This is a genomic window from Bartonella taylorii, from assembly GCF_023920105.1.
GTDB lineage: Bacteria > Pseudomonadota > Alphaproteobacteria > Rhizobiales > Rhizobiaceae > Bartonella > Bartonella taylorii.
This window is the reverse complement of sequence record NZ_CP083693.1, coordinates 1,114,587-1,140,655: the sequence shown is the minus strand read 5'-3', so window position 1 is coordinate 1,140,655 and position 26,069 is coordinate 1,114,587. Positions and strand designations below refer to the sequence as shown.

Sequence of the window (26,069 nt, the reverse complement as noted above, 5' to 3'; positions counted from 1 at the left end):
TATTGTAAATAAATCCATTGAAAGAGGGGAAAAATGAAACAAACCTTAAAACTGAAAAAAATCTTAAAACTATTGAGCTGCATGGCTCTGTTAAGTATCGCTGGATGTCAGTTAGGCAATCCTCCCCCATCGACTTTGGCTTTATGGGAAAAGCCGGGAACAGATCGGGCTGTAATTGAACAATCACTTTTAAAATGTGGTTGGAAACCGGTTTATGCTTCTTCTAGTGATATGAATTCGTATGCAAGTGAATTTGCTTCAGTTTATGAATGCATGAAAAAAGCAGGCTTCCGGTATAAATTGCAGGATTCAAGGGGGATTTATTTTACACAACCTCCGAAAGGTGACTCGTTCCTAACCGATCTCATGATAGCTGGATATCAGCAATTTATGGATAATGACACTTTTGGTCTCAGCAATACGAGCAAGAAGGAACGGGCCATGATAGCGCATTTTGAGAATAAAAGAAAACGTCAGCAAACAAAAAAAGCTTTACAAAAGCGATCATTAGCGTCACGTACATCCTCAAAAAAGTAATCGGATGAAAAACATTAACGGAAAAAGAGCGCGCGTGGCTCCTTCAATCCCAATAAAGTGAGTTCGATTAGAGTCCAGATTGGCAATGATACCATTGTCACGAGAACTGATTTTGGTGAGATATTTTTGTTTGACTCTTCTGAACTTCAAGATGATGAATACTCCACTTTATCTTGAATTCTTTTTCAGTTTGGTACTTTTTTCTTTCCTAGAAGCTAGACATTTTCCTGTAACAGCATAAACTTAGTAAATCTGTTTTTGTAGATTGTGTTACAGTTATTAGCTGTATTTTGAATCACTCTTTATAAAGTTAGCAAGCGTAAATTATGACTTCCTATTTTTTATTCTCGCTTTATATAAAACACAAAACAGATCATATGTATGATTGTTTGCTAGATAACAAATAAATTATTCTTATTTATTTTACACTTATTGTATTTTAATTTATAGCTTATTTTCAGCATGTATTTTTTCTGAGAAAAGGAAGTTTGAAGAAGAATGATGATTAGAGAATCTAAAAATCACTTATATTTGTGTGTTTTTACAGCAGTTATTTCCCCTTTTTTATCCAATATAGATGTAGAGGCTCGTTCTTTTTCGTCCGTATCGTTTTCATGTAGTGAAGGAAAATTACCTTACAGGTGTAATGATGGTGCAAAACATACAATTACTGATAAAGTATATCAGAGCGTTAACTCTTCTGACGAAAAGAGTGAGAGTGAAAATAGTTTTACAACGTCTGCTATTATCGTAGCACAAGAGCCAAATACAGTTATCCAAGCAATGCGTGTAAAAATTAATGGTATTGATAGTGTAAAAGATACTTATGGTATAGTTGCTTCGCAAGGAGGAAAAGTTGTTTTAAGCGCTTCAACTTTGAAGAATGTGTCAATAGGTTTTAGAGCTGATAGTGGAATGATAGAGGTGAATCGTGGATCAATCGAAGCTAATCAGATGGGTGTTTATGCAGAGAAGCAAGGAGCATCTGTTATTTTAACGGATGCAAAAATTAAAGTGCATGGTCAGGGCGTTGGCCAAAAGGGCGCTCTTTTCAGTGGTTTTGATGCAAACATTAAGATGACTGGTGGGCTGATTGATGTAATAAATGCGGCTGCGCTTTATGTGGGAAAAAGGGGCAGTGCAATTTTAGACAGTGTTAGCATTACTTCAAAAAGTCAAAAAACAATGGATAAAGAAGATGAAGTTGCTCATGCGGTTTTAAATATAAACCAGCACAGCTCTACTTATTTAAAAAATAGCAATGTTCTTGCTCGTGATGTTAGCGGTCTATGGATCGGATTAGATACTAATGCACAATCAAGTGTGGGCCAAGAAGGGAATATTTTAGTTTCGCGAGTTAATATCGAAGATTCAAAAATTATAGTGACAGGTAGCAAGTATGGTATGCACTTTGATATGGACAAAGGAGATAATAGCTACCAACAAGGAATTGTCTTTTTGAAAAAGGCGACTTTTGAAGTTCCAGATGGTACAGCTATTCATAGTCATAAAAGTAGTGGGTATATCGGAGTAACAGAAGGAACAAGGATCTCTGGTGATTTATTGTTAACAGCTGAAAAGGGAGCTTCTATGGCGGTGTTGGCTGATTCTTCTTCACTTATAGGAGGCACGCGGGTTGCTGATGATTCTGTTGCTGAACTTTATTTGACAGGAGGGTCAAAATGGATTTTAACAAAAAGAAAAGAGATAAATTCGCAAGTTTTAAATCGTATGGTTTCATCCATTTCTTTTTTAAAACTTTCTGACAGTGTTATTGCTTTCGAAACCCCAACGTTTCAAGAGTATCAGACACTTCATATTGGAAAGGGAGGAGAAGAGGTTTTTAATGCGCAGGGTAGTGCACATCTTTATCTCAACACGCATCTCAATGGTGATGGCTCGCTTGACGACCAAAAGACTGACCGGCTTTTGATTCATGGTAATGTTTCTGGCAAAACTACAGTCCATGTGCAATTTGTTGTAGGAAATCAGGGAGAAGTAGTAGGCAATGGAAATGCTAAAAGTATCTCACTTATTCAAGTTTCTGGAAAAGCGGCAGAAGATTCTTTTCAATTAAGTAGTACTTATATTGCATTGGAAGGCTTGCCTTACCAATATTATCTCCATCCATATGGTCCAGATTCTTCTCTTGGAAATACGCGTACGGCTCAAAGATTAGTGAAGGGCGATGGAGATTTTTGGGACTTTCGCCTCGAGAGTAAATATGTTCAGCCTGCTTTTGATGCACCTGTTGTGCTAAGGGTGAGGGATGTTGTTCCGCAAGTTCCGTCTTATCTTATTTTGCCAAATGTTTTGTTTCATGCTGGATTGATGGATATTGGCAGTCAAAACAGGCAATTGGAAACTATGCGATCTGTTGGTAGATCGTTAAAAACCGATGGCTCTTCCACTTTATTTGTTTCCAGTTATGGCGGAAGCTATCGTTATGTTTCAGATCTTTCTGCACTTGAATATGGTTATGGAGGCAATTTTGATTATAATGCCATAGAGGCAGGCGTTTTGTTGAAAACAATTGAGGGTGCATACAGTACAACGTCCTTTAGAATCATGGGGACTTATGGGAAAGTTTCTTTGCGTCCTCGGGATGTTAATCAAAGCCAAAAAAGTACATTTCATAAATGGTCAGTTACAGCGTATGGTAGCGTGGAGAATAACACTGGTTTTTATGTAAATGGCCTTTTATCCTATGGTTTGTTTAAAGGTGATATTTTTACCTTTGCACGGGGGAAGACGGCGACATTAAAAGGAAATCCCTTAAATGTTTCGTTCTCTTCTGGTAAAAGGTTTATGACAGGGTATGAAGGTATTATGTTTGATCCACAAGTTCAGTTTATTTATCAGAATCTTCAGTTTCATAAGGCGCATGATCTTGATGGATTTGATATTGAGATGAAAAAAATTGATCAATGGTTGATGCGTGTTGGAGGGCGTTTAACTAAAACGTTTACAACATTTGAAAAGGATCGCTTCATTTCCTTTTATGGCCAGCTTCATATTGCTAATCATTTTGGGGGAAAACAATTTGTGCGTTTTAAAGATTCTTTCCAGTTAGGTTCTTTTGGTTCTTCTTTAGAAGCTGGTTTGGGTATCAATTCACAACTGTCTTCAAAAATTACACTTCACAGTAATCTAATTTATCAGCATAAACTTACTAAGGCTGGTTTTTCTGGAGTTCGTTTTTCTGGTGGATTGAACTATCGTTTTTAAATTTAATTCAGAAAAAAACTAAATCTAAGCAAGTCTATTATTACTGCGGCAAAGATCAAAGGGGAGAAGTTATTATTATCTCAAAAGCTCTTTTTAGGTTAATTATTTTTAAAAATTTTTGCACCTGTATTAATTTTTATATTATAAGAGGTTATTTAATGTTTGTTACTTTTTTACAAAAAAATCATGTGTATGTATAATAGATAAATTATGCAATTATAGAAAGTATTTTAAATACAAGTAAAAAACAAATATATGATTGTGTATATCTATACACAAAGTGATAAAAATTACCATTATATCTATAATAAAAATTATATGAATTATAATAAGAATGATAGATTAAATGATAACCTCTTTTTTAAGATATTCCTTATAAAATTTTGTATAAAAGGATAAATTATCATAAAATTTTACTGAATATATTTTTAAGTTATAGAATACTAAGTAATATTTTTATTTTATATTTAAAGTTTTTCTGATATTTTTTAAGTATAAAAATAATATTATGAAATATATTTTTATATAAATCGCTTCTCATTAGCTAAACAATGGTAGCAAGTAAGGAAATAGGCTTTATACTGAGTAGATTCTATTTTTATAGTTAGGAAGGTTGGGAATAAGAACCTCAAAGATTTTGCTTAAACTCTTAACAACGAAAAAACTATCGTATTTTTCTGTTATCAAACTGATTTAATTAGGCAATAAGAGGTAGAATGATAAGTGTGTTAGAAAATAATAAAAATAAGGCTTTGGAGGGCATAATCGGTTTTTGTGATTGAGCATCAATATTAATATTAGATCTGGATAAGCTAAAAAATATCTACCTGTAGAGTAGTGAGGTAACTCTAAACAGCAAGGTTCATTTTTACTATAGCTATTTCCCAATAATCAATAGAGTTTTTTCTTCATAAGGGCATGTGGGAGAGGGAGTCCTTAAATCATTTATGTTTGCTTGGTTTATAAAAGCTATTTGGATGGATTCTTTACTCTATAAGAACGCCAGCGAGCAATTTTCCGCATCCCACCGTCTTCATTACGTCGGACAGCATAACAATACTGCTGATCTGGAAATACATGCCGTTGCATATCGCGCACGAGAGTAACAGCATGGCCATATGGTGCCACACAATCAATGAACCATATATACTCTCCATCCTGCCAATCGGCACCGGGTAAAAGTTCTCCCTTTTCAAGCATAGATTGATGATTTTTCTCATCTAAAAAAGCCCAAGTAATAAAAGCACAAAATTCTCCATTCTCATTTTTATAAAGTTTGTATTGTCCAGTTCGTAAGGCGGGTCCTAAATTAAATTCGATATCCCAAATCCGCCAACGGCGGTGTAAGGGGGATTGAAGCATTAAAACCACCATAGCTCCCAAGGCTGTAAGAGGGGCTATGAGCGATGGTGAAGGATTTTCATTTACACACATTATCTTTCCTTTAAAGATTGTTCTAAAATTTTGGTGATAGGTTCAAAGAAATAGGAAATGAGACGCCGTTTTGCTGTAATAACATCGGCTGTCACTGTCATACCCGGGATAAATTTAAGTTGTTTGCCATTCAAATTGATATGATCTTGGTCGATTTTGATCAAAACGGCATAGGCACCATTAATTTCTTTATCATAGCGCGCTGTAGCACCTACATTAACGACTGTACCGTAGATAACACCGAAACGTTCAGGCGGAAAAGCAGAAAATTTGATGTAAGCATGTTGGCCTTTTTCTAAAAAACCAATATCTCGGTTATCAAAAAACGCTTCAACAATGAGGCCACCTGCGCCAGGGACAATACGCATTAAAGTTTTACCAGCTTCTACAAAGCCGCCCAAAGTGTGGATACTTAAATCATCAATACGACCATCAACGGGAGCGTAAAGTGATAAGTGATCGAGGCGGTATTGAGTACTATCAAGCTTTGCTTTTAACCCTTGAAGTGTTAATTCTGTTTCACGCGAAAGTTGTCGATAGCGGGCGATTTCATCGGAAATGAGACTTTGCCGTTGTTGGCGGAGGGTGTCTATTTCGGCGTTATTTTCTTCTAAGCGCCTTTGATTGGTTAAAATCTCATGCTCCACATTTTTAAGGTCATGTAACCGCTCTAAATAAAGAGCTTGGCTAATAACTTTTGTTTCCATCAGGCTTTTTGCAGCTTTTAGTTTTCCTTGACTTAATTGAAGATCATCTTCTAACTTATCTAATTGAGCATGTTGTGTAGCACCACTGCGCATGACCCGATCAGCTTGGGCTTTCAGCGCTCTTAATTTATCTTGTAGAGATTGAAGAGTAGCGCTAATGAGTTTTCCCCCTTCTATTTTTGCAGTCTTGTTATTGGAGGGAGGGATTTGCAAATAGGCAAGCCCTTTAGTTACAAAATCTTTATCCAAAGGGTTGCTTTCACTCAAAGCTGTTAAAATAGCTGCGGCAATTTGTGCCTGAAGGGTTTGCTGCGCGATATCTGCTTGAACACGTGCACGCTCATTTAGGGCTTCGCGCTGATCCAATTGGATAAGAAGATCGCCTTGGTGAACAAATTGCCCTTCTTTTACGAGGATTTTTTCAATACGACCTGTATTTTGTGCTTGCACCAATTGAACGTAAGCGGTGGGAATAACCGATCCTTGTCCTCGTGCAACAATTTCTGTTTTTGCAACAAAGCTTCCGATTACAATAAAGAGGAATAGAGCAATCAAAACAGCGACCACCATATGAAGCGTTGGCGATAAGGGGCGTAAGCGAGGTGTCTTATTCGCCATTTTTTGCCTCCAAATCAGTGAAATTTAATACGGTTGCATTCTGAGGAAAAAGGTCATGTTTGTGGGTAATGACGAGAACGATGCACTTTTGCGAAAGTTGATATAAATGCTCAACAATCTGTGCGCTAGCAGCTTCATCTAACGCGGAAGTTGGTTCATCTAAGATGAGGAGGCTTGGGTTTATCAAGAAAAAACAAGCTAATGCCAAGCGTTGACGTTGACCACCTGATAAAAAGCCACCTTGCTCGCCCACTTGGGTATCCAGCCCTTGAGGCAATTGAGCGATGAGATCATGACAAGCGCTAGCATAGAGTGCAGCGTCGATTTCATTCTTGGTAGCATCGGGTTTGGCAAGATGCATATTTTCAAGAATGGTTCCAGAAAAAAGGCATGGGCTTTGGGGGAAATATGCGATTGTTTTGCGTACGCTACGGACATCAAAATTCTGTAAACATTGGTCATTAATCAATATCTGCCCGCTTGTTGGGGGATAGAGACCACAAAGGAGCTTTGCTAAGGTTGATTTTCCACACCCTGAAGGACCAAGCAACATAATGGGTTTTCCAGGTTGTAAACAAATATCAAGATGGTTGATAATTGGTTTTTCTCCATAAGAAAAACACATATCTTTGGTTTCAAGATGGGGCGTTGTGGTGAGTTGAAGAGACGGCTTCTCCTTTTCCCATTCTGATGGGGAGTTAAGGATATCGCCTAAACGAAGGCGGGAGATTTTTAAATGCTGCCATTCTTCCCATAAAGAGGCAAGGCTTAAGATAGGACCAGAAACATTGCCTGCGAGGAGATGAAAGGCAATAAGTTGTCCTAGTGTAATTTGGTTTTGAAGAACTGCCTGAGCACCAAAAAAGATAATAAAAATAGTGAAAAGATCGCCAAAAATATGGCTCATAGCTCCATTTAAAAGATGCAATTTACTGGTTGTGAGGCTTTGATCCAAACTACGGGTTAAAGTTTCTTGCATGCGTAGCGTATGGGCTGGCTCCTTTACATGCGCTTTGATGGCTTCAAGATTAGTAAAACTTTCAATGAGGCGCGATTGATGGGCTGCCTGCAGGGTGAAAGCGCGGCGTAATTGGTGGCGCAAAAAGGGGCCTACTAATGCCAAAGAACCCATTTGTAAGGGTAAGATGATAAGAACGATGAAGGTAAGCTGTGGACTGATGGAAAAGAGCGCTGCGAGATAAATGATGGCAAAAAGAACATTCAGGACAGTTGTTGCAATGGTTCCCGTTAAAAAACCGCGAATCGTATCAACCTCTCCGATACGTGTGAACAATTCCCCCACTTGCCAAGTGCGTAAAACAGGTAAGGAGAGGCTTAACACGTGGGTATAAATGCGACGCCCAAACTCTAAAGTAAGCCGATTGGCTAAATAAGCTCCTAAATATCCCGATAGAGCACTCAGAGCTGTGCTAAACAGCATGATAGCAATCATAAGGACAACAATAGCGTAAAGGCTTTCAGCGCGCTGGAAGGGTAAGATGCGGTCAATAATTGCCTGAAAAATAAAAGGATTAACCAAGCCAAGCAAACGCAAGACAGTAGCAACAAGGCTGAGTTCAATGACGTAATAAATATATTTCTTTGTGGTTTCAGTGAACCAAGAGAAGGATACTAATTTTTCAGGTGAATTATTCATTTGATTTTATTATTTTGTTAAGAAAAAACTATGCTTCATGTCTCATATTTCAACAGTATTGTAAATAGAATTATTATTTAATTAAATTATACATTATGTACACGAATAATATATACATAATGTATTTATGATTTTATAATTATTTTTAAAAATATGTTTGACATTTGGCTAAAGCGCATGATAACCACTTAAAACGTATCATGTTGATACGTTATTAATAATTAATTAAGGAGGATTTATATGTTTGATTTGAATTCGATTTATAATTTACAGTGTCCAAAATTTGCTGGAGAAACACCAAAAATATTTCCAGATCGTTGTCCTATTCCGGTTACTCCGGGCTTTCCTGGCGACAAGATCAGACCTACTATTCCTCTTAGTGCTTGTCCTAGCAATCCTACACCTCCACCAGGCTTTCCTGGTGACCGTGTCCTCCCTGGGTGCTGTTTTGCCAAGCTTGCTGGGTAGAAGGTTTTTTGCTTCGTAGAAGTTTTCAAATGAAGAGTAGAGTTATTTATCTTAATTATAGATAATTTCTAGAAAGATGTCCCTGAATTCATTAATTTGTAAATATATTTAAAATATACTAAATATATATGAAACTTAATTCAGGGATATCTATTATTTATAAGGTTATAAAATTATTTCTTCCAGAGATTATAGCTATTTTTGTATGTATTTTTTTACTTAGAGTTAAAAGTTGTAACTGGAAATATTCTGTAAAATAATCTCTTTTAATGGTAATTATGGTATCTATAATAAATGCTTTTAATTATGTTGTTAAACATATTGGTTTGTAGAAAATAATAATTATATTTTTAATATACACTAATTGTATTTATTAAATAAATTATAGTATTGTTATAAAAGATAAGTTCATTTGATTTTTCTAGTTGCTCTAATATTTCATCAATAAATTTCTCAAGCAGTGGTTCACAGGCTGGGTGTACTGTTGGAGATTATCTCTCTACAATACATTCATCGGGATTAGTGGGATATCATGTAGGACAGAATCTTGGAGGAGTTACAGGAGCTGCAATAGGAGGAATATCAACAGGCGGAACGGGTGTGCTGCCGAGAGCAGCGGCTGGTGTAGGAATCAGTGGGGGCGGCCTTGGCTACGGAATAGGAGGGGTTATAGGGTTAGGATCTCAGTATAACGCGTGCTATCATTAGCTTATAAATATTTATTAATACATTTCTAACTCTGTGATAATTTTGTAGACATGTTTTAATGAATTTGTCTACATTTATTGATAAAATATCTTTTAGTAATACATTAATTTTTAATATTTTCTTTATTTAATTTTTATATAATTAACATATTTTATCTTATTGAGTATTTTATATAATAATTAATTATATAAATATAACAAATATAAGTTTATATTGATGAAATAAATTTAATTTATATATATTAAAATTATTAATTATTATGGTAGTTTTTATTAATGTGGATGAATTTTATTAGTTTTATTATAAATATGTTATTTTCAATAATAATTATAATTGTATTTTATTTATATTTATAATTTAAATCTAAAGATTATAGTAAAAAAATATATTAATGATAATAAGTTCGTTTTTTGTAATTTTTTTATAGCATTTTATATTTTTGAATTTTATAAGTTTAATTTATTTAATAATATTTTATCTTATTTTAAAATAAAATAATTTGTTTTTATTTGATATACTTAATATTATATAAAATATTTATTAAAATTATTATTTTTGTAGTTTCTGCTGAAAAATAAAAGAGAAAGATAAAGCTTAACATCCTCTCTTTCAATAAACAAAGATGATACTTTAATTTGCCGTTATAAAATAAGTCTATAGCTATAGAAATATTATTGATTATCGGTGATAAAAAATAATACGATTGATGATATAGAAATTAAAAACATTAATTTTTTGTATGCAGTTCATATTTTCTTACAAGAGCTTTTTTAGAAAATTATAACGGAAGAAAAATGAGTTCTGAAAAGATGTTGAGAATTTATAGTTGATTCTCCACTTTTCAGTGTCCTTTACTGCTGTTGCATTTAACAGTGCATTTCTATAATCTCAGCGTCTGAGATAACTAAATATCACAATATTAAACGCTCTAATTTAATATATAAAACTATGACTTTTCTTACTGCAAAACAATCTATATATATCAAAGCTATTTATAGTTTTCCTATGCGATATACGTATGTGAGCTAATTTTCGTAACTGATATCTTTTCTACAATGAAAAGACGTACCGGCTGATTTAGACATTCATAAACTTTGTATAGCAATTCCAAAAATATGTAACACTACAATTTTACGGTGTTTATGGATTCTATTCTTATAAAATGCAGAAGCATAAAGATAAGCATTACAAATGGTTGCGAAGAATTACTTTTATAGGGAGCTATTTAATTTCTTTACGGTTTACAATTTTTTTTATCATTTTATCTTAAATAAGAGGATGTGTATTAATTTCTATTTCTCTATTTGATTTATCTCTAAAAGAGTGGAGTTATAATGATGTCAAAAAAAGTTATGATCGTGGAAGATAACGAACTGAATATGAAGTTATTCCGTGATCTTGTAGAGGCGAGTGGCTATGAAACTGTTGAAACGCGTAATGGTTTGATGGCATTAGATTTGGCTCGTTCATCAATGCCTTCTCTTATCCTTGTGGATATTCAGTTGCCAGAGGTGTCAGGGATTGATGTCATTAAACAATTAAAAGAGGATGAAGAACTTAAATCTATCCCCGTTGTTGCCGTAACAGCCTTTGCTATGAAAGGGGATGAAGAGCGAATTCGTGCAAGTGGATGTGAAGAATATATGTCAAAACCTATTTCCGTTCCTCATTTTATTACAATGGTAAAGCACTTTTTAGACTGAAACCTTGTTAAATTATAGTAGAAAAAGCGAATGAGCAGCTGCTACTATTCGCGAAAAAAGCCCCATCGAAAACGGGGCTCTATATGTCGCGCGAAAATTGAAATTAGCGCTTTGAAAATTGGAAAGAACGACGCGCTTTTGCTTTACCGTATTTTTTACGTTCAACAACGCGACTATCACGGGTGAGAAATCCACCTTTTTTCAAAATCGTGCGAAGTTCTGGCTCATAATAGGTTAAAGCTTTGGAAATACCATGGCGTACTGCACCAGCTTGTCCGGAAAGACCGCCGCCTGCAACGGTTGCAACAATATCAAACTGAGTATCTCTGTTCGTTGCAACAATTGGCTGACGAAGAATCATTCTAAGAACAGGACGAGCAAAATATTTGTCGAATTCCTTATTGTTAATAATGATTTTTCCAGAGCCTGGTTTGATCCATACGCGAGCAACAGCATCTTTACGTTTTCCTGTTGCATAGGCACGTCCTTGTGAATCAATCTTTTGCAAGTGGATAGGAGTGACATTTTCATGAGTTTCTGCAATATTTGTTACTGCACCAAGCTCAGAAAGAGAATTAATTTCAGCCATAATTAAGCAATCCTTTTGTTTTTGCGGTTTAGAGCACCAACGTCAAGAGCTTCAGGCTGTTGTGCCACATGCGGGTGTTGGCTTCCAGCATAAACACGCAGATTCTTCAATTGGCGACGGCCAAGTGGTCCACGAGGAATCATACGTTCTACAGCCTTTTCAATAACGCGTTCAGGAAAACGTCCTTCAAGAATCTGACGCGCTGTACGTTCTTTGATTCCACCAATATAGCCGGTATGCCAATAATATTTTTTATCTGTATATTTTTTACCGGTAAGAGATATTTTATCTGCATTGATCACAATAACATTGTCACCATCATCGACATGTGGAGTAAATGTAGCTTTATGTTTGCCACGTAAGCGATTAGCAACGAATGTGGCAAGACGACCTAAAACAAGGTTTTCTGCGTCAATAATAACCCATTTTTTCACCACTTCAGTTGGCTTTTGTGAAAAAGTTGCCATAGAAGTATCCTTTAATTAAATCCCTTTAAAACTTAAGGGCATTTTTATTGCTTTGCGTTGAAGATTGATATCATAGCGAAATATTTAACGCGTACTACTTGCTCTGATATAATGTCTTTTGGTTTACGTCAAGAGAAAATAAAAACTTATAAAACAGTACTTTATGATTGAGGTACTATAATACTACGCATTGAGAGGTATTGATGCACTTTTTAAATGAGAATAGACGCTGAGAAAGAAAGTTTTATCTTTAAGTCCTGATTGTATTTTATTCACCTTCATTATAAAATAAGTAATAATGCAGCGGTCTCTTTATTTTCTCAATGTCAAATCTTCTGCTTGTGGTCAGGCTTGGTTAGATGCTCTTGATATTCAAGGGGCCAATAACGCTCGTGCGATTTCTCAAAAATTTGGTCTTCCAGATCAGTTGGCGCGGGTTCTTTCAGCAAGAGATGTTGATGAATCTGAAGCTGTTGCTTTTATCAATCCAACGTTGCGCACGTTAATGCCTGATCCAGAAAGTTTTAACGATATGCAATGTGCAGCAGAGCGTATTGTTAAAGCTATTTTGAATCAAGAGAAGGTTGCAGTTTTTGGTGACTATGACGTTGATGGTGCTTGTTCATCAGCACTGGTAGCGCGCTTTTTCCGTTATTTTGGTATGGAAGTAAAAATTTATATTCCTGATCGTATCGTTGAAGGATATGGCCCAAATGAACAAGCAATGAGAATGCTCGTGCAAGAAGGTGCCCATTTAATTATTACCGTTGATTGTGGTGCAAATAGTCCAGATGCAGTAAAAGCAGCAAGGCTTGCAGGCGCTGATGTTGTAATTTTAGATCATCATCAAATGTCAGAGGTTCATCAAGAAGCTATTGCTCTTGTCAATCCTAATCGTCCTGATGATTTTTCTGGACAGGGGCATTTATGCGCTGCTGGCGTCGTCTTTGTTACATTAGCATGGGTTCATCATTTATTGCGGAAGAAAAAATTTAAAGGAAAGCTTCCTGACCTTCTAAGTATGCTCGATCTTGTTGCGTTGGCGACTATATGTGATGTCGTTCCATTACAAGGTGTTAATCGTGCTTTTGTAGTTAAAGGGCTTCAAGTTGCTCGTTCCATGCATAATCTTGGGATAGCAGCTTTAACAAAGGTTGCGCGTATAGGTGAGCCGCTTAATAGCTTTCATTTAGGTTTTTTATTAGGTCCTAGAATTAATGCAGGAGGTCGTATTGGAGATCAGGCTTTGGGAGCGCGTTTGCTCAGCTGTAATAATAAAGATGAGGCTGAGAGAATAGCAGAACAATTGAATCAGCTTAATCAAGAACGTCAAGAAATGGAGGGCATTCAATTAGAGCAAGCAGAAACTTATATTGCTTCTCTTTATCAAGAGAGTGAAACACCACGGTCACTTGTCATTGCTCATCAAGAATGGCATCCGGGAATTATTGGTATTCTCGCATCTCGCTTAAAAGAGCGTTTTTTTTGTCCTGTTTTTGCAATTGCTTTGAAAGAAGATGGAAGTGGTGTGGGATCGGGACGCTCAATGAGCGGTATAGATTTAGGGGCACTTGTTCGTGAAGCTGTCACATTAAATTTATTAGAAAAGGGAGGGGGGCATAGTATGGCAGCAGGGATCACAATCCAATCGACAAAAATTGAAACTTTTAGAGAATGGCTAGAAGAAAAAGTCTCTTTAATGGTTTCGCAGTTGCGTGCTAAAAAGTCTCTCAATATAGATGGTTGTCTTTCTGCCTCTGGTGCTAATAAAGAGCTTTTTGAGATGATCGAAAAAGCAGGTCCATTTGGTTCAGGAAATAATACACCTGTTTTTGTTCTTCCTTCTCATCGGCTCGTTCATCTAAGTGAGGTTGGAAAAGGACATCTTCGCATTGTTATTTCTAATATTGAAGGAAAAAAACTGCAAGGAATAGCTTTTCGTGCTGTAGGAACAGCGCTTGGTGATTTTCTTTTTGAAAATATTGGCGAAATAATCCATTTGGCTGGTAATCTTAGCTTGAATTATTGGAATGGAACGATTAATCCACAACTGCGTGTGATTGACGCAGCAGCGGTAGTTTAAGAGAGAGTTTTTTTGAAAATTAGATGTCTAGATGAGAAGCAAAAGTAGAATTTTCTTGTATAAAACGAAACCGCGCTTCTGGTTTTGTTCCCATGAGACTCTCTACTGTATTTTTAGTTTCTTGCATTTCCATTGTATCAATAGAAATACGTAGCAGTGTACGTTTTTGAGGATGCATAGTCGTTTCTTTAAGCTGTTCAGCGCGCATTTCACCAAGTCCTTTGAAACGACCAATTTCGATTTTAGCTTTTCCAGTAAATTCGGTCTTTAGTAATTCATCCTTATGGGTATCATCACGTGCATAAGCGACTTTTCCTCCTTGTGATATTCTGTAAAGAGGAGGCACTGCAAGGTACAAATGTCCTTGACGAATAAGATCGGGCATCTCTTGAAAAAAGAAAGTAATGAGAAGAGAGGCAATATGAGCACCATCAACATCCGCATCGGTCATAATGATAATACGTTCATATCTGAGATCTTTTTCGCGATACTTAGTGCGCGTTCCACATCCAAGAGCAAGTATAAGATCGCCAATTGTTTGGCTTGAGTTCATTTTCTCGTGTGCGGCACTGGCTACATTTAGGATTTTTCCACGAAGAGGTAAAATTGCTTGATTTGCTCTGTCTCGCGCTTGTTTAGCGGAACCACCAGCAGAATCACCTTCAACAATGAATAATTCAGCTCCAGCGGCAGAGTTTTGGCTGCAATCTGCAAGTTTACCGGGAAGACGTAATTTCCGTACAGCAGTTTTCCGACTTATTTCTCTGTCTTGACGCCGTCTAACACGTTCTTCAGCACGTTCAACAACCCAATCGAGAAGTTTTGTGGATTCTTGTGGAGAATTTGTCAGCCAATGATCGAAAGGATCACGTATAGCATTCTCAACGATACGTTGTGCTTCGATGGTTGCTAATCGATCTTTGGTTTGTCCAACAAATTCAGGATTTCTGATGAAGACTGAAAGTATTGCAGCCGTTGAAATCATAACATCATCGGATGTAATGATAGAAGCACGTTTGTTGCCTATTAATTCAGCGTAAGATTTCAATCCGCGCAAAAGAGCTTGGCGCAATCCCATTTCGTGTGTTCCCCCTTCTCCTGTGGGGATAGTATTGCAGTAAGATTGCACGCAGGCATCGCCACCATGCCAAGCGATAGCCCATTCAACGGAGCCATGGCCATTACATTGTTTTGTTTTGCCAGAAAAAATTTCCGACGTTACTCGATATTCATCTTTCAGAGATGAGAGTAAATAGTCTTTAAGGCCATCAGGGAAGTGAAAAACAGCTTTTTCAGGAATATTTTTTGTTTGTTCGAGTATGATAGGGTCGCAATTCCAGCGAATTTTTACGCCGCCAAAAAGATAAGCCTTGGAGCGTGCCATCTTATAAATTTTTTCTGGATCAAAAGCTGCTTTTTCACCAAAAATTTTACTATCAGGATGAAAACGAACGCGTGTGCCACGACGATTATAAACATCACCCAAATCTTCCAATTCAGATTGAGGAATACCGCGTGAAAAGCGTTGTCGATAAAGTTTTCGTTCTCGTGCTACTTCGACTTCCATATCATCGCAAAGAGCATTAACAACAGAAATTCCTACTCCATGAAGCCCTCCAGCAGTTTGATAAGCTTTTCCATCAAATTTTCCACCTGAATGGAGTTGTGTCATAATGACTTCAAGAGTAGATTTATCAGGCATTTGAGGATGGTTTTCGACAGGAATGCCACGTCCATTATCTGTAACCGTTAAATAGCCGTTTCTATCTAGCGATACATCAATTAAATCTGCATAACCAGCGACAGCTTCATCCATGGCGTTATCAATAATTTCGGCAAATAAATGATGAAGTGCTTTACTATCTGTTCCACCAATATACATTCCAGGACGTAAGCGCACAGGCTCTAAACCCTCAAGCACTCGAATAGAGAGGGCATTATAGCTATCTTCTTGCGTATCTTTCGTATTTTTTTTCGAAGCCATTGCTTCTGACTTCATAGGGAATTGTAAATTTTTTCCTTTTGTATTTACCCGAGACTGTGCATTATTTAAAATACTAAAAAGATCTTTGCTGTTATCGCTCATAGCGTTTGATTATCCACCTCACAAAATAAAATTTTCATGAAAATAAATTTATGCCTGTTTTTTATTTAAAAATCAATGCACTTAGGAAACATCAATTGTTGGACCAAAAATTTGTTCAAATTCTTTTTTGAGAACAATATCAATATCATGCATTTTTACAGGGAAACCTAAATCAAAAAAGCTGGTTACACCGTAATTTGTGATTCCACAGGGAACAATCCCTGAATAATGCGCTAAATTCGGATTAACATTGATAGAAACGCCATGAAAGCTTACCCATTTGCGTATACGAATGCCAATAGCCGCGATTTTATTTTCGGGAGAGAAGTCGCTTTGTGTAGAAAAGCAATTGGGACATTTAACCCAAACACCAACGCGATCTTCGCGACGTTCACCTTTAATATTAAATTTCGCAAGCATTTGTATGATCCATTCTTCTAAGGCACTAATAAAAGCACGGATGTCTTGTTTTCGGCGTTTAAGATCAAGCATAATATAAGCAATACGTTGACCTGGACCATGATATGTAAATTCACCACCGCGGTCTGCTTCATAAACAGGAAACAAATGAGGTGCTAAAAGATCTTTTTTGTTTGCACTTGTACCAGCTGTATAAAGGGAAGGATGCTCAAGAAGCCAAACTTGTTCATGCTCATTTTTTGCAAGAATGTTTTCTACACGCTCTTGCATATAACGCATTGCTTCAGGATATTCGACCAAGTTATTACTTATTTTCCATTCAACTGGTGGATTCCCGAGGACTGTTTTAAACTGATGTGGTAAATGATTACGATCAGTATGTTTTAATTCAAATGTCATGAGCAATATTTATATTGGTATTCGAGTTCGCATTACAAACAGTAAAAGAGTTACAGGGTAAGATATGAAATTGTTTATTAAAATTAAGATAACACAATAATGAATTTTATTTTAAGAAAATTCGCTATACTTAAAAATATGTACTCCTTTTACCACCTTCCTGTTGCGCCGCCACCACCTGATGATCCACCACCACCTCTAAATCCTCTGCCTCCTGAATGGCTACCATAGATTCTACCAGTGCGTCTGCCCGCAGCATTTAAATTTAAAAACCAAGGTGTGAAGATTATACCCATCCAGAGATATTTTTGTGGACCTACTTTTTTACCAAAAATCATTGCAAAAATGGGTAAACCAACCATTATAAAAAGGATTAAAAACATAATTGTATTGATTATCATTTCTTCTTGTTCGGCTTGTTTACGTTTTTCTTCAATAGCCCTAGCTCTTTCCTTGATTCGAAAAGAAAAATCAGAATCATTTTCTGTAATAACTTTTATAATTGCATGAACGGCTTCGACAATTCCTTTTTGATAATTTCCTTCACGGAAATTGGGAAGAACGAAGTTATTAATGATGACTGAGGACATAGCGTCTGTTAGCTCTCCTTCCAAACCATAACCCACTTCAATACGTACTTCGCGTTCATTTGGTGCAATGACGAGTAACACACCATTATTGATCTGTTTTTGACCTAATCTCCATGTACGAAAAAGAGAATTGCTATATGCCTCTATACTGTTTCCTGAAAGGGTGGGGAGAGTTACAATAACAATTTGATCTCCTGTTTGCTCTTCGAGTACAGCCAGTTTTTCTGTTAAGTTCTTTTTTGTTGCATTATCAAGCAAATGAGCTACATCGTTGATATAGCCAGTTAAGGGAGGAAACTTAGTCTGCGAGTAAGCAACACTTCCCAATGCAATGACCAAATATAGAGCGCTCAAAAAAGCCCATAAGCATGGAAAAACACTACGTTGCATAGAATGTCGAAACGGTTTCATTAATTAAAATTGACTTTCGGTGTTTGTTGGCTATTGGTATCGATAGTAAAAGTTGGCATAGGCTTAGCATCACGAAACCATAATTTTGCCCAAATCATGGTTGGCATTGTTTTAAGAGCTGTATTGTAGGCACGCACGGTTTCGATATAATCACGGCGCGCGACAGAAATACGGTTTTCAGTTCCTTCTAATTGTGATTGAAGAGCAAGAAAGTTCTGATTTGCTTTAAGATCAGGATAGTTTTCGACAACAGCCATAAGACGTGAAAGTGCGCTTGATAAATTTGCTTGATTGTTGAGATATTTTTTCATTATTTCTGGGTCATTCAACATATCTGCGTTGATATTTACTTGCGTTGCTTTAGCACGTGCTTCAATAACATTCGTAAAAACAGCTTGTTCATGGGCAGCATAGGCTTTGACAGTTTCCACGAGATTAGGAATGAGATCTGCACGACGTTGATATTGGTTTAGCACTTCACTCCATGCGGCATGTGCTTTTTCTTCATTTGTTGGGATCGTATTAAATCCGCAGCCAGTTAAAAATGGTATTAAAAATATCAAGAAAATAGCGCTTGAAAATTGCCTTAATATTTTAACCATAGGGTAAGAAAATATTATTGAAGCAGTTCGTACATTTAACATAAAGATATCTCCACAAATATTTTATATATTATATAGGATGTATCTTTTCTATAAAAAGTATTTTAAATTTTATAAACAGACATTTTATGATAAAATTCATATCGGCGTGAGTTTTTATATTGTTTATTGTAATTAATAATTTAAATATAAAAAATAATATTATTAAATAAAAAATTATATTTTATAATATTTAATATTAATTGTTATTGTATATTATTTGCAATAGATTAGCTTTTTTGCCTTTTTATTTAGAAACCTCTTATTCTTGTGCGATAACAATTAGAGAAAATTTTTTGGATGAGCTTAGAGGCTCTGGAAATAAAAATTCGGAAATTTTGCTTTAAAAATATAAATTAAGAACAATGTTTTAAAAGGCAAATATTAGGTGCTTTCTTCGAAAAGCTACGTATTAATTAAATCTATATGATTTAGATCAAGAAACGGCAGAACTGTTACGAAAAGAAGCAGAAGCTTGTCGCAATAGTTTTACAATTCCATTATATCGTGAAATTGTTGGTATATTTGTTAGAATATTTACCTAGTTTTTCAAAAGATGACTTAGCAGCATTTAAAGAATTACTAGAAAAAATTTGCAGACAAAGGATGTGTTTTATAAGGGAGAATGCCGGAAGATCTTATTCCCCTAAATTATTTGCTCATCCATCTATCTAAAAAATACAACAAAAACAAACTGTTATTTATAGAAAAAGACATTGTATAGTGTGAGGTTACCAAATGCTTGTGTTACGTTTTATTATCTGATAGCTTTCTTTTTTAGAAAATGACTTTGCTGCGTGTGAGTTTCAATTTTTGAGTGGGCTCTTAACTCTTAAACGAGGGCAGATTTCTATCCGTTATATCGTTTAGTTGAATCTCTAGAGTTTTCCGTTGAAAAAAGAGTTGCTATGGTGTGCTTTTAGTGTCTATTTTTATGGTTGCAAAGCAGTGATGGATGTTAAAATTTGGCAGAGTTTATAGTCAGTTATGTCTTTTGGGGGAAGTGTGGTGGATTTTATTGTTACCAATGAAAGGATGCGTTTTATCATTCATCTTTTTATTTCGGTTGACTCGTTTAATATTGTAGACAAAAGAGGTTTCCTTTTACGTTTAACTTTCAAAAGATCGAACGTTTTTTTATGAGGTGTAGAGTTCTTGTTTAGATATTTTCTTGGGTTTTGCTGCCTATTCAACTCAGTTTTGATTTTGATATTGTGATAAGGAGTAAATGTGCATTTTAGAGCTGAGTGTTTGATATGATTATCTCTAAGGCAGTTTAAAGAAATGGAATGGTAAAATTATGAAACCCTGTGCAATAATTTCCCGAAAGGCTTGTAATTTTTGTGATTGGTTTGAGAATAAGATGTAGCTTATTGGGATAGACAAAGGAATATTGTAATGCGTATATGATACTGGCTGGTGGAAGTTGTGTTGTGTACTTTCTGTGGTTTGATTGAGATTAAGCTGGTAAATTCAGAAGTGAATGACCTTGGTGGTTAAGACGTACTCTTCAGTCTTTGTTATTGTAACTTTACAGTATCATTTCACATTAACTAATTAATACAATAACATTTAAAAGGAAAATTCCATGAACTTAAAAAAAATACTAAAAGGCAGCAGTTCTATTTTTTCTGCTTTTATTACACTGGGGATGTTCGTGCAACAAATTTCAGCAAAAACACCTACAGATACTCTCGTGATGGCTTGGAATATTGATGCAATCAATACATTTGATCCCGCAAAACTCAATGACGTTTATGCAGCTGAAATTGTTCTCAATGTTTGTGATAACTTGGTTAGTACGGCTTCAGATGACCCAGCAAAAATTGTTCCTTCTTTGGCAACGCATTGGGATGTTGCAGGCGATGATCAGAGTACGGTGATTACTTTTCATTTGCGCGATGGTTTGAAGTTTAATGATGGTCGACCTGCTAACGCTAATGATCTGGTTTGGAGCATGAAACGGATTGTGAAGTTGAAGATGGCCAATGCAGCAATATTTAATGAATATGGAATTACAGAACAAAATGTTGATTCTGCTTTTCAAACGCCGGATGAGAAAACGGTGGTGATGAAATTTGATAAGCCTTATCCAGTAGAACTTATTCTTAACAATATTGTTGCAAGTCGTGCTACTGCCTTGCTGGATCGTGAAACAATTATGAAACATGAAAAAGATGGTGATATGGGAAACCAATATTTAGCTAGTCATGCTGCCTGTGTTGGTCCTTATCAGTTAAGTAGCTGGCGCCCTGGAGAAGCTATTTTGTTGCGTGCAAGTCCTAACTATTGGGGAGAAGCACCTAAATTGAAGAAGATTTTAATTCGCCATGTAGCAGAGCCAGGAACGCAACGCTTACTATTGCAAAAGCACGATATTGATGTTGCGCGTAATTTGACACCTGAGGATCTGGCAGATCTCCAAGCAAAAACGGATATTAAGGTTGAAAAAGTGTTGGAGCCATCCATGATGTATTGGGGGTTTAATACGACAAATCCTATTTTTGCCAATGAGAAAGTGCGTTTGGCGATGCGCTATCTTATTGATTATGAAGGTCTTGGAAAGACCCTTCTCAAAGGTGTTGGTATCCCACGTGCAAGCTTTATTCCACTTGGTAATCTTGGCGCTTTGGATGAAAAAGAAGGGCAGCCCTTTAAGCTTGATCTTCAAAAAGCCAAGCAGCTTTTAACGGAAGCAGGATATTCGAAAGGTTTTGAGGTAAATTTTTTGGTAGGGAGCTCTCCTTATACGTTGTCAATAGCACAGTCTCTCCAAAATAATGCAGCAAAGGTGGGAGTGCATCTTAAAATTGAACGTTTGGCTGGTACGCAGTTATTTTCAAAACTTTATGCACGTGCTTTTGATACAATTTTTGTTGGATGGAATAATGATTCTGCTGATCCTCATACAATGGCTTCACGCCTTATTTATAACCCAGATAATCGGTTTGAGGTTAAAAATACAGCCTATCCGAGTTGGCAACATGGTTTTTTAGACACAGAGATGAATAAAAAGGTTGATGAAGCATTGTTTCAAAAAGATCCACAGAAACGAGTAGAAATATATGCTGACTTGCAGCGTGAACTTATGCAAAAAGGACCTTATGCCTTTATCTTTCAGAAATATAGTGTTGTCGCTATGACACCCGATATTAAAAAATGGGTTTGGAATAGCGCGCCACGTATTTTTTATAGTGCAATTGAAAAATAAGCGCGTATTAAGTATTGTAAATACAAAAAGATCGCGATGCAAATGATGAGAAATATTTCCCCCGCAGAGATTCTTTGCTAAAGTTTTTTAAAGCATAAAATTGCGGGGGCCTTTTGTACAATATTGTGATGAAGGTCAGTATAGGGGAAGTGATGTTGATAAGTATGAAAAGTCACATTTCTGGAGATCTTTGTTCATCTTGGTACAGAGAGTATGTATCCTGATTATAGGTTGATGGTTGGGAGTCTGTTTTAGGAATGTTTGACAAGCGCAGTTAACGTCTTACGCTATGTAGCTCAAGAGATGAAAGAAAGGCATTAGAAACACTTTGTGTGAGAAAGATGAAATGAAATGCAAAAGGAAGGGGTAAAATGAGAAAAAAAAGAATGTTAAAAATTTTTTGTATTTTGTTAAGCACAATTGGTTTCTTAAATGGATCTCTACCATCAGCATTCAGTGCTTCATCTAAAGATACATTGGTGATAGCATGGAATATTGATTCAATTAGCAGTTTTGATCCTGCTCAATCGGTTGAGGTGGTAACGAGTGAATTATTGACGAATATTTGCAGTGCGTTAGTACAGTATGATAAGCACGATCCTACAAAAGTTCGTCCTGCTATGGCCAAATCTTGGGATGTTTTAGATAACGGAAAAAGAATTGTTTTTCATCTTCGTGATGATTTAAAGTTTGATGATGGAAGGAAGGCGACAGCGCAGGATCTTGTATGGTCAATGCGACGGATTATTAAATTAGGATTGAGCTATGCTCAATCTTTGATGGACTATGGATTTACCAAAGACAATATTGAAACAAATATTAAAGCTCTTGATGATAAAACTTTACAACTGAAATTAGATAAACCTTATCCTATCCAGCTTATATTGACTGTTATTGGGCAGTCCTATGCTTCTGCTTTGCTTGATCGGCAAACAATTGAAGTAGAAAGTATTAACGGAGATATGGGTAATAAATATTTAGCTACGCATTCGGCTTGTGTTGGACCTTATAAATTGGTACATTGGTCTCCAGGAGAGAAAGTTATCTTACAGGCGACCCAACATTATTGGGGAGATATACCTAAAATTAGGCAGATTGTCGTGCAGCATGTTGCTGATTCAGCGAGTCAAAGACTTCTTTTGGAAAAAGGTGACGTGGATATAGCGCGTGATCTCTCTTCAGAAGATATTTTGGATATTGAAAAACAGGGGGGGCCAGTTAAAATTAGCCGCGTTTTGCGACCACAGATTATTTATTTGTCGTTGAATAATAAGAAAGAAATTTTTGCTAATGAAAAAGTAAGATTGGCGATGCGCTATCTTATTGATTATGAAGGTCTTGGAAAAACTGTTTTAAAGGGTATTGCGATTCCACGTGCGACTTATATGTCATTAGGTGTTCCGGGCGCTTTGGATGAAAAAGAGGGATTGCCATTTAAGTTAGATTTTAAAAAGGCAAAACAGTTGTTAAATGAGGCCGGTTACCCTAATGGTTTTAAGGCTAATCTTTTAGTTGGTAGCCTTAGTTACATGTCATCTGTTGCGCAATCTATTCAATCCAATGCGCGTAAAATTGGTGTTGAACTCACAATTGAAAAAATGGCACAAAATCAGTTATTGAGCCGTGTGCGTGGTGGAAATTACGATACTGCTATTATGGGGTGGGGGAGTGCTGATCCTGATGGACATCCCGCTTCATTAAATCACGTTTTTAATCCTGATCCAACCTTTACAAAAAAGCACAATATGTATTTGGCTTGGCGTGCTGGATATTATGATGAAAATATCAATAAAATGGTAACGGATGCTTTGTTTGAGCAAGATCAAAAGAAGCGTATTTTACAATATCGTGCTTTACAACATTATGTGCTTGAACATGGTCCTATGGTTTATTTATTTCAGACATATTATACTGTTGGTATGGGACCTGCAGTGAAAAAGTGGGTTTGGAACAGTTTTAGGCTTTACTACAATGATGCAGAAAAATAGAAACGGGCTTTGTATGAAGAAAGATTGTCGAGCATTCTTGATTAGGGTTTGCTTGATATTTTATAAAAAGGTGTGAGCTTTATGTTTAGTAGCTATGGAGGGGGATATTATAATGGTTTTGCCATTTTCGGAATCTGAAAGAGCTGTATCACAGAAGCAGAAAAAAATGTTTGTATGGGATTTTTTTTTCAAGGGACTGAAGTTACTTATTTCAGTTTTTGTGACGTTGCTTGGTTTGGTCACCATCACTTTTTTTATTGGTCATCTTCTTCCTTTAGACCCCGTTCTTGCTATTCTTGGTGATAATATCAGTCAGGAAGCTTATGATGTAATGTTTTATAAGTTGGGTCTTGATAAGCCATTGACTGTTCAGTATTGGAATTATCTTCGTAATATATTTTTGTTTGACTTTGGAGATGCCTTAACCTCGGGGCGCCCTGTTTTAACAGATATTATGCGCGTATTTCCTGCAACATTAGAGCTCGCCACAGTTGCTATTGTTATTGGTACGAGTCTTGGTATTCCTTTTGGTGTTTTTGCAGCAATGTATCGCGATTCATTTATTGATTACTTTGTGCGTACTTTTACACTCCTGAGTTATTCTACTCCGACTTTTTGGCTTGGGTTAATGGCGCTATTAATATTTTACGCCAAGCTTGGCTGGATTGGAGGTCCAGGACGGATTGATTTTATTTATGAATATTCTTTTGAGCCCAAAACAGGTTTTTTTCTTTGGGACACTGCTAGACAAGGACAGTGGGATGCTTTTTCTAATGCCTTTAGTCATATTATTATGCCTGCTTTAATATTAGCTTTCGGTGCTATGGCCTATATTAGTCGTATGACTCGTGCGTTTATGATTGAACAGCTCAATCAAGAATATATCATTACTGCGCGTGTGAAAGGGTTATCTTGGATTCGAACGGTGTGGGGGCATGCTTTTCGCAATGCTGCTGTTCAGATTATTACTGTTGTCGCGCTTTCTTACGCTTTTTTGTTAGAAGGTGCTGTGTTAACGGAGACAGTTTTTGCTTGGCCTGGATTTGGACATTATTTGACGAATGCTCTTTTAGCAGGAGATATGAATGCAGTGGTCGGATGTACTATGCTTGTAGGGTTTCTCTTTGTCGCCATTAATTTATTTTCTGATTTGCTTTATCGAATCTTTGATCCAAGGACACGCTGAATATGACAATACTTAATCATCATAAATCGCAATCGTCATTTTCTTTAGGGCGTTGGTTAAATGAGTCTGTTCCACGGTCAATAGTTCAAGCAAATGTGCAAAAGATTTATCATGCATTGATTAAATTTTTTCATAATTTTTCGGCTTTAATTGGTCTGATTATTATTTGTATTATTGTTATATGTGCATTTTTTGCTCCTTGGATTGCTACGCATGATTTTCTTAGCAATGATCTTGTTCACCGATTGCAGCCACCATCTATGTTGCATTATTTTGGAACGGATGAATTGGGGCGTGATATCTTTAGTCGCATCGTTTTTGGTGCGCGTATTACTCTTTATATTGTTTTTCTTACTACAATTATTGTGGGGCCAATAGGGTTGATCGTTGGGACTGTCTCTGGCTATATAGGGGGATGGGTTGATACCGTTCTCATGCGCATTGTCGATATTTTTCTCGCTTTTCCAAGTTTGATTTTAGCTCTTGCTTTTTCAGCCGCCTTGGGACCAGGTATTGAAAATGCATCTATTGCAATTTCAATTGCAGCATGGCCATCAATAGCGCGTTTAGCGCGTGCTGAAACTTTGACGATACGTTCATCTGATTATGTCTCTGCAGTTCGCTTACAGGGTGCCTCTACTTGGCGGATTATTTTGTTTCATATTGCACCGATGTGTATTCCTTCAGTGATTGTAAGGTTAACGTTAGATATGTCTGGAATTATTTTGACAGCTGCTGGTCTTGGTTTTTTGGGATTGGGGGCTCAACTCCCAAGTCCAGAATGGGGTGCAATGCTTTCGTCTGGCCGTGAATTTTTGATGACAAATTGGTGGTTGGCGACGATACCAGGTTGCGCGATATTGTTAGCAAGCCTTGCCTTCAATCTTTTAGGTGATGGGCTTCGTGATGTATTGGATCCACGCAATGGCTAAAAAATT

Annotated in this window: 19 protein-coding genes; 10 read left to right on the top strand and 9 right to left on the bottom strand. The window is 36.4% G+C overall.

Going from position 1 to position 26,069, the window contains the following annotated elements; translation table 11 throughout:
• Positions 1–51: 51 nt before the first annotated feature.
• A complete protein-coding gene (locus tag LBE40_RS05060; RefSeq protein ID WP_040297051.1) occupies positions 52–537 on the top strand; it encodes a YajG family lipoprotein in 486 nt (161 codons plus the stop codon).
• A 501-nt stretch (positions 538–1,038) separates the two neighbouring features.
• Positions 1,039–3,765, top strand: a complete 2,727-nt coding sequence (locus LBE40_RS05055; RefSeq protein WP_004860469.1) for an autotransporter outer membrane beta-barrel domain-containing protein — start codon at positions 1,039–1,041, stop codon at positions 3,763–3,765.
• Positions 3,766–4,734: 969 nt separating this feature from the next.
• On the opposite strand, the gene LBE40_RS05050 is transcribed toward LBE40_RS05055, so the two are convergent.
• Genes LBE40_RS05050 through LBE40_RS05040 form a run of 3 tightly spaced genes read right to left on the bottom strand, consistent with a single transcriptional unit; the run spans position 4,735 to position 8,181 of the window.
• On the bottom strand, positions 4,735–5,199 hold the full coding sequence (locus LBE40_RS05050; RefSeq protein ID WP_004860467.1) for a toxin-activating lysine-acyltransferase: 465 nt from the start codon (positions 5,197–5,199) through the stop codon (positions 4,735–4,737).
• Positions 5,199–6,524 carry an HlyD family type I secretion periplasmic adaptor subunit gene (locus LBE40_RS05045; RefSeq protein ID WP_004860466.1) on the bottom strand — a complete coding sequence of 442 codons (1,326 nt, stop codon included), beginning with the start codon at positions 6,522–6,524 and terminating at the stop codon, positions 5,199–5,201. Before LBE40_RS05045 ends, LBE40_RS05050 begins: the two co-directional genes overlap by 1 nt.
• Positions 6,514–8,181 (bottom strand): peptidase domain-containing ABC transporter, encoded by a 1,668-nt coding sequence (locus tag LBE40_RS05040; protein WP_004860464.1) that lies wholly within the window; start codon positions 8,179–8,181, stop codon positions 6,514–6,516. The genes LBE40_RS05045 and LBE40_RS05040 overlap by 11 nt, the downstream gene beginning before the upstream one ends.
• 240 nt (positions 8,182–8,421) lie before the next feature.
• Here LBE40_RS05040 and LBE40_RS05035 point away from each other — a divergent pair, with 240 nt between their 5' ends.
• The 3 genes from LBE40_RS05035 to LBE40_RS05025 all read left to right on the top strand — a co-directional run bounded on the left by LBE40_RS05035 (position 8,422) and on the right by LBE40_RS05025 (position 11,060).
• A complete protein-coding gene (locus tag LBE40_RS05035) occupies positions 8,422–8,649 on the top strand; it encodes a hypothetical protein (protein WP_004860462.1) in 228 nt (75 codons plus the stop codon).
• A gap of 522 nt (positions 8,650–9,171) precedes the next feature.
• Entirely contained in the window at positions 9,172–9,357 is a 186-nt protein-coding gene (locus LBE40_RS05030) for a hypothetical protein (protein ID WP_004860460.1), read from the top strand.
• Positions 9,358–10,694: 1,337 nt separating this feature from the next.
• Positions 10,695–11,060: a response regulator gene (locus LBE40_RS05025; RefSeq protein WP_006589570.1), complete on the top strand. Its 366-nt coding sequence runs from the start codon at positions 10,695–10,697 to the stop codon at positions 11,058–11,060.
• A 103-nt stretch (positions 11,061–11,163) separates the two neighbouring features.
• On the opposite strand, the gene rpsI is transcribed toward LBE40_RS05025, so the two are convergent.
• Together rpsI and rplM are read right to left on the bottom strand one after the other, a co-directional pair.
• Positions 11,164–11,649, bottom strand: a complete 486-nt coding sequence (gene rpsI / locus LBE40_RS05020) for a 30S ribosomal protein S9 (protein WP_004860456.1) — start codon at positions 11,647–11,649, stop codon at positions 11,164–11,166.
• Positions 11,650–11,651: 2 nt separating this feature from the next.
• Positions 11,652–12,116: a 50S ribosomal protein L13 gene (gene rplM, locus LBE40_RS05015; protein ID WP_004860454.1), complete on the bottom strand. Its 465-nt coding sequence runs from the start codon at positions 12,114–12,116 to the stop codon at positions 11,652–11,654.
• Positions 12,117–12,414: 298 nt separating this feature from the next.
• Here rplM and recJ point away from each other — a divergent pair, with 298 nt between their 5' ends.
• On the top strand, positions 12,415–14,199 hold the full coding sequence (recJ, locus tag LBE40_RS05010; RefSeq protein ID WP_004860453.1) for a single-stranded-DNA-specific exonuclease RecJ: 1,785 nt from the start codon (positions 12,415–12,417) through the stop codon (positions 14,197–14,199).
• Positions 14,200–14,218: 19 nt separating this feature from the next.
• On the opposite strand, the gene parE is transcribed toward recJ, so the two are convergent.
• From parE to LBE40_RS04990, 4 genes are all read right to left on the bottom strand, one after another.
• Positions 14,219–16,285: a DNA topoisomerase IV subunit B gene (gene parE / locus LBE40_RS05005; protein ID WP_004860450.1), complete on the bottom strand. Its 2,067-nt coding sequence runs from the start codon at positions 16,283–16,285 to the stop codon at positions 14,219–14,221.
• Between the two features lie 81 nt (positions 16,286–16,366).
• Positions 16,367–17,104 (bottom strand): lipoyl(octanoyl) transferase LipB, encoded by a 738-nt coding sequence (gene lipB, locus LBE40_RS05000; protein ID WP_004860449.1) that lies wholly within the window; start codon positions 17,102–17,104, stop codon positions 16,367–16,369.
• A 149-nt stretch (positions 17,105–17,253) separates the two neighbouring features.
• On the bottom strand, positions 17,254–18,105 hold the full coding sequence (locus LBE40_RS04995; protein WP_004860447.1) for a TPM domain-containing protein: 852 nt from the start codon (positions 18,103–18,105) through the stop codon (positions 17,254–17,256).
• Positions 18,105–18,749 carry a LemA family protein gene (locus LBE40_RS04990; protein ID WP_004860446.1) on the bottom strand — a complete coding sequence of 215 codons (645 nt, stop codon included), beginning with the start codon at positions 18,747–18,749 and terminating at the stop codon, positions 18,105–18,107. The genes LBE40_RS04995 and LBE40_RS04990 overlap by 1 nt, the downstream gene beginning before the upstream one ends.
• Before the next feature lie 1,585 nt (positions 18,750–20,334).
• On the opposite strand from LBE40_RS04990, the gene LBE40_RS04985 reads away from it, so the two are divergent.
• From LBE40_RS04985 to LBE40_RS04970, 4 genes are all read left to right on the top strand, one after another.
• Complete coding sequence (locus tag LBE40_RS04985) at positions 20,335–21,957, top strand: ABC transporter substrate-binding protein (protein WP_004860445.1); 1,623 nt, start codon at positions 20,335–20,337, stop codon at positions 21,955–21,957.
• A 371-nt stretch (positions 21,958–22,328) separates the two neighbouring features.
• Positions 22,329–23,945, top strand: a complete 1,617-nt coding sequence (locus tag LBE40_RS04980) for an ABC transporter substrate-binding protein (protein ID WP_004860443.1) — start codon at positions 22,329–22,331, stop codon at positions 23,943–23,945.
• Between the two features lie 112 nt (positions 23,946–24,057).
• Complete coding sequence (locus tag LBE40_RS04975; protein WP_004860441.1) at positions 24,058–25,131, top strand: ABC transporter permease; 1,074 nt, start codon at positions 24,058–24,060, stop codon at positions 25,129–25,131.
• Positions 25,132–25,133: 2 nt separating this feature from the next.
• Positions 25,134–26,063, top strand: a complete 930-nt coding sequence (locus LBE40_RS04970) for an ABC transporter permease (protein WP_004860439.1) — start codon at positions 25,134–25,136, stop codon at positions 26,061–26,063.
• Positions 26,064–26,069: the final 6 nt, after the last annotated feature.